At 52.3% G+C, this 1929-nt stretch carries 21 tRNA genes; all 21 read left to right on the top strand.

What is annotated here, in order from left to right:
* Position 1: 1 nt before the first annotated feature.
* The 21 genes from EXD82_RS10130 to EXD82_RS10030 all read left to right on the top strand — a co-directional run bounded on the left by EXD82_RS10130 (position 2) and on the right by EXD82_RS10030 (position 1839).
* Positions 2–77 (top strand) — tRNA-Thr (locus EXD82_RS10130).
* 3 nt (positions 78–80) lie between these two features.
* Positions 81–165 (top strand) — tRNA-Tyr (locus EXD82_RS10125).
* A 12-nt stretch (positions 166–177) separates the two neighbouring features.
* Positions 178–261: transfer RNA gene (locus EXD82_RS10120), tRNA-Leu, on the top strand.
* A 25-nt stretch (positions 262–286) separates the two neighbouring features.
* Positions 287–361: transfer RNA gene (locus EXD82_RS10115), tRNA-Gly, on the top strand.
* Between the two features lie 25 nt (positions 362–386).
* Positions 387–463: transfer RNA gene (locus tag EXD82_RS10110), tRNA-Arg, on the top strand.
* A 9-nt stretch (positions 464–472) separates the two neighbouring features.
* A tRNA-Lys gene (locus tag EXD82_RS10105) sits at positions 473–548 on the top strand.
* A 7-nt stretch (positions 549–555) separates the two neighbouring features.
* Positions 556–644, top strand: a tRNA-Ser gene (locus EXD82_RS10100).
* Between the two features lie 3 nt (positions 645–647).
* Positions 648–723 (top strand) — tRNA-Phe (locus tag EXD82_RS10095).
* Positions 724–729: 6 nt separating this feature from the next.
* Positions 730–806, top strand: a tRNA-Met gene (locus EXD82_RS10090).
* A 9-nt stretch (positions 807–815) separates the two neighbouring features.
* Positions 816–892: transfer RNA gene (locus tag EXD82_RS10085), tRNA-Ile, on the top strand.
* An 18-nt stretch (positions 893–910) separates the two neighbouring features.
* Positions 911–987 (top strand) — tRNA-Pro (locus tag EXD82_RS10080).
* Positions 988–991: 4 nt separating this feature from the next.
* A tRNA-His gene (locus EXD82_RS10075) sits at positions 992–1068 on the top strand.
* A gap of 9 nt (positions 1069–1077) precedes the next feature.
* Positions 1078–1153, top strand: a tRNA-Lys gene (locus EXD82_RS10070).
* 5 nt (positions 1154–1158) lie between these two features.
* Positions 1159–1232, top strand: a tRNA-Cys gene (locus EXD82_RS10065).
* Positions 1233–1239: 7 nt separating this feature from the next.
* A tRNA-Asn gene (locus EXD82_RS10060) sits at positions 1240–1314 on the top strand.
* A 5-nt stretch (positions 1315–1319) separates the two neighbouring features.
* Positions 1320–1406 (top strand) — tRNA-Leu (locus tag EXD82_RS10055).
* Between the two features lie 16 nt (positions 1407–1422).
* Positions 1423–1498, top strand: a tRNA-Met gene (locus EXD82_RS10050).
* Between the two features lie 10 nt (positions 1499–1508).
* A tRNA-Glu gene (locus tag EXD82_RS10045) sits at positions 1509–1583 on the top strand.
* A gap of 16 nt (positions 1584–1599) precedes the next feature.
* A tRNA-Gly gene (locus EXD82_RS10040) sits at positions 1600–1673 on the top strand.
* Between the two features lie 4 nt (positions 1674–1677).
* A tRNA-Val gene (locus EXD82_RS10035) sits at positions 1678–1753 on the top strand.
* 9 nt (positions 1754–1762) lie between these two features.
* Positions 1763–1839, top strand: a tRNA-Asp gene (locus tag EXD82_RS10030).
* The last annotated feature ends 90 nt before the right edge of the window (positions 1840–1929 follow it).

The raw sequence follows: 1929 nt of genomic DNA, 5'->3' as shown, positions 1-1929 counted from the left end.
TGCTGGTGTGGCTCAATTGGTAGAGCAGCTGACTTGTAATCAGCAGGTTGTAGGTTCGAGTCCTATCACCAGCTCCATAAGGAGGATTTCCCGAGTGGCCAAAGGGGGCAGACTGTAAATCTGTTAGCATCGCTTTCGGTGGTTCGAATCCACCATCCTCCACCATTTAAAATATATGCGGATGTGGCGGAATTGGCAGACGCACTAGACTTAGGATCTAGCGCCTACGGCGTGGGGGTTCGACTCCCTTCATCCGCACCATATTTTAAATTTAAAATCTTTATATGCGGGAATAGTTCAGCGGTAGAGCGCGACCTTGCCAAGGTCGAAGTCGCGAGTTCGAATCTCGTTTCCCGCTCCAAATAGATTGTATATTATTAATATGTGGGTGCATAGCTCAGCTGGATAGAGCAACGCCCTTCTAAGGCGTGTGTCCGGGGTTCGAATCCCTGTGCGCTCACCATATATATGTGGTCTATTAGCTCAGTCGGTAGAGCACTTGACTTTTAATCAAGGTGTCCCGCGTTCGAGCCGCGGATAGATCACCATTTGTTCGGAGAGGTGTCCGAGTGGTTTAAGGAGCTGGTCTTGAAAACCAGTGATGCTTAACGGCACCGTGGGTTCGAATCCCACCCTCTCCGCCAGATGCCCAGATAGCTCAGTCGGTAGAGCAGGGGACTGAAAATCCCCGTGTCGGTGGTTCGATTCCGCCTCTGGGCACCAGAGTGTGGCGGTATAGCTTAGTTGGCTAGAGCGTTCGGTTCATACCCGAAAGGTCACAGGTTCGACTCCTGTTACCGCTACCAGAATAATGAGGACCATTAGCTCAGTTGGTTAGAGCGCCCGGCTCATAACCGGTAGGTCTGGGGTTCGAGTCCCTGATGGTCCACCAACTTAATATAATTTTCTTCGAGGTGTAGCGCAGTTTGGTAGCGCACGTGGTTTGGGACCATGGGGCCGGGGGTTCGAGTCCCTCCACCTCGACCATGTGGTGGATGTAGCCCAGTTGGTTAGAGCGCCAGATTGTGGCTCTGGAGGCCGTGAGTTCGAATCTCATCATCCACCCCAATATAACGTGGTCTATTAGCTCAGTCGGTAGAGCACTTGACTTTTAATCAAGGTGTCCCGCGTTCGAGCCGCGGATAGATCACCATTTTCGGCGACATAGCCAAGTGGTAAGGCAGTGGACTGCAACTCCTTGATCTCCAGTTCGAATCTGGATGTCGCCTCCATCAATATTCCAAGGTAGCTCAAAGGTGGAGCAACCGGCTGTTAACCGGTAGGTTGTGGGTTCGAGCCCCACCCTTGGAGCCATAAATGCCGAAGTGGCGGAACTGGCAGACGCACAGGACTTAAAATCCTGCGGGACTTATCCTCCCGTACCGGTTCGATTCCGGTCTTCGGCACTCATATAAATAACATCGCGGGGTGGAGCAGTTGGCAGCTCGTCGGGCTCATAACCCGAAGGTCGCAGGTTCAAGTCCTGCCTCCGCAACCAGAAAAGATATGGCCCGTTGGTCAAGCGGTTAAGACACCACCCTTTCACGGTGGTAACAGGGGTTCGATTCCCCTACGGGTCACCAAATACAATTAAAATATGCGGGTGTAGCTCAATGGTAGAGTTCTGGCCTTCCAAGCCAGCTGTGAGGGTTCGATCCCCTTCACCCGCTCCAAAATGGGGTTATAGCTCAGCTGGGAGAGCATCTGCCTTACAAGCAGGGGGTCACAGGTTCGAGCCCTGTTAACCCCACCAAAGAAATGCGGCTCGGTAGTTCAGTTGGTTAGAATGCCAGCCTGTCACGCTGGAGGTCGTGGGTTCGAACCCCATCCGAGTCGCCAATTTCTAAAAAATTAATATGCTGGTGTGGCTCAATTGGTAGAGCAGCTGACTTGTAATCAGCAGGTTGTAGGTTCGAGTCCTATCACCAG

The sequence above is a fragment of the Peptacetobacter hominis genome (assembly GCF_006861675.1).
In the GTDB taxonomy this organism is placed as follows: Bacteria; Bacillota; Clostridia; order Peptostreptococcales; family Peptostreptococcaceae; genus Peptacetobacter; species Peptacetobacter hominis.
This window is presented reverse-complemented; position numbering and strand designations above follow the sequence as displayed.